3 protein-coding genes are annotated in these 2,158 nt (G+C 73.1%); 1 reads left to right on the forward strand and 2 read right to left on the reverse strand.

The features are described 5' to 3' along the window. Window positions 1-406, forward strand: a 406-nt coding sequence (locus H5J30_RS28895; RefSeq protein WP_181790224.1) for a CapA family protein, incomplete at its 5' end; no start/stop codon positions are given. Between the two features lie 31 nt (window positions 407-437). Here H5J30_RS28895 and H5J30_RS28900 read toward each other — a convergent pair. Both H5J30_RS28900 and H5J30_RS28905 read right to left on the reverse strand, forming a co-directional pair. Continuing rightward, window positions 438-1,307 carry an undecaprenyl-diphosphate phosphatase gene (locus tag H5J30_RS28900; protein ID WP_181790225.1) on the reverse strand — a complete coding sequence of 290 codons (870 nt, stop codon included), beginning with the start codon at window positions 1,305-1,307 and terminating at the stop codon, window positions 438-440. A gap of 47 nt (window positions 1,308-1,354) precedes the next feature. Next, window positions 1,355-2,158: TVP38/TMEM64 family protein (locus H5J30_RS28905; RefSeq protein WP_181790226.1), on the reverse strand; the 804-nt coding region annotated here is incomplete at its 5' end.

The following is a 2,158-nucleotide window of genomic DNA, read 5'->3' on the forward strand; positions in this document are numbered from 1 at the left end:
GCCGGACGCCGGCCAGCGGCGCCTCGCCGACCGGCTGACCCGCTCGCGCAGCGGCGGCCGCAAGGACGTCGACCTGATCGTCGGCACCCACAACCACGTGCCGCAGCCGTACGAGAAGGTCAACGGCACCTGGGTCGTCTACGGCCTCGGCGACCAGGTCGCCAGCTTCATCCCGTCGATGTACCGCGGCAACGAGGGCTCCGCCGCCCGCTTCACCTTCACCCCCGCCCGCGACGGCTGGCGGGTGACGCGCGCGGAGTTCCTGGCCCAGCACGCGGAGACCGGCCCGCCGTTCCGTGTGGTGCCGGCGACACCGGAGACGTACCCGGACGTCCACGCGCGGGTACGCGCCGCGGTCCTCAGCCGCGGCGCGGCGGCGGACGGCCTGACGGAGGCGTCCTACTGACGCCCCGGCGACGCCCCCGGCGCGAGCGGGGTCAGTGGCTGGTCTCGCCGGCTTCCGGATCCAGCGCGCCCGACGCGACCAGGGCGAAGATGAGGATGCCGAGCAGCACCCGGTAGATCACGAAGGGCGCGAAGCTGCGGGTAGTGATGAACTTCATGAACCACGCAATGACGGCATATCCGACAAGGAAGGCGATGACCGTCGCGGCGATGGTCCCGCCCCAGTTCATGTGCGTCGCCCCGGGCACCTTCCTCAGCTCGAACAGCCCGGAGGCGAGCACCGCGGGGATGGCCAGCAGGAACGAGTATCGGGCCGCGGCCTCGCGGTTGTAGTTCAGGAACAGGCCGCCGGTGATCGTCGCGCCCGAGCGGGACACGCCCGGCACCAGCGCGAGCGCCTGGGCGAAGCCGAAGAGCAGCCCGTCCCGGGTGTTGAGATCCGTCAGCTCCTTGCGCTGCACCGCCGCGCGGTGCCGGCCGCCGCCGGTGGAGGCGCGCCAGTCGGCGAAGCCGAGGAGCAGGCCCATCACGATCAGCGTGGTGGCGATCAGCCGCAGATCGCGGAACGGGCCCTCGATCGACTCCTGGAACGTCAGCCCCAGCACGCCGATCGGGATCGAGCCGACGATGACCAGCCAGCCCATCTTGGCGTCGTGGTCGGAGCGCATCGCCTTGTTCGTCAGCGAGCGGCACCAGGCGGAGACGATCCTCGCGATGTCCTTGCGGAAGTAGATCAGCACGGCGGTCTCCGTGCCGATCTGGGTGATCGCGGTGAAGGCCGCGCCCGGGTCCTCCCAGCCGGCGAAGGCCGCCGTGAGCCGGAGGTGGGCGCTGGAGGAGATCGGCAGAAATTCCGTCAGCCCCTGGACGAGTCCGAGGATGACTGCTTCGAACCAGCTCATACGGGGCTGCACATGTCCTTGAGTTCGCTGACGGGTTGCAGGAGATGTTAAGGCCCAGACATGAGGCGCGTGGCCCCAGGGTCGGCTGCGGCCACGCCCGCGGGGCCGGCGGCGGACTCTTCCGCGGCGCCGGCGGAAGAGATCACTCCGCCCGGGGTGCCCGGACGCCCGGAGCGCCGCCTGCGGCGCACGGCGACCGCGGCGCCGCCCGCCATGCTGGCGACGATGAAGCCGAGGGCGGCGAGGAAGACGGGGGAGAGCGGGTCGGAGGCCCGGCTGCCGGCGATCACGTACGCGGCGGTGTTGGGTACGCAGCCCACGGCGGTGGCCACCAGGAACGGCGTCCAGTTCATCCGGGAGACCGCGGCGGCGTAGTTCACGCCCGCGAACGGCACCCCGGGGAAGGTGCGCAGCACCAGCATCGAGCGGAAGCTGTGCCGGCTGAGCTGCCGGTCGGCCGCCGTCAGCAGCCGCCCGCGCAGCAGCGGGCGCAGCGCGTCCTGGCCGAGGAGCCGGCCTATCCCGAACGCGACGCCCGCGCCCAGCACCGTGCCCGACACCGACCCGGCCAGGCCCGCCTGGGCGCCGAAGAGCGTGCCGGAGGCGAGGTTGAGCAGCGGGCGCGGTACGAGGGCCGCGGTGCACAGCCCGTACGCGATGGCGAAGACCAGCACCGCCGACAGGCCGGTGAACTGCGGCGGCAGGCCGTCGGTCAGCAGCCGGTGCGGCCGCCACACGATCACCGCGGCCGCCGCGCCCGCCAGGAGCGCGAGGAGCAGCGCGAGCCGCGAGCGCGGGGACAGCAGAGCCCGGCCGCAGCGGACGGCGCGGCCGACGACGGGCGCCTCGGC

Source organism: Streptomyces phytophilus, from assembly GCF_013870535.1.
GTDB classification, from domain to species: Bacteria; Actinomycetota; Actinomycetes; order Streptomycetales; family Streptomycetaceae; genus Streptomyces; species Streptomyces phytophilus.

Bases quoted from the DNA above. Each gene is read 5' to 3' on its own strand.
- H5J30_RS28900 (WP_181790225.1), bottom strand. From the start codon at position 1,307: ATGAGCTGGTTCGAAGCAGTCATCCTCGGACTCGTCCAGGGGCTGACG.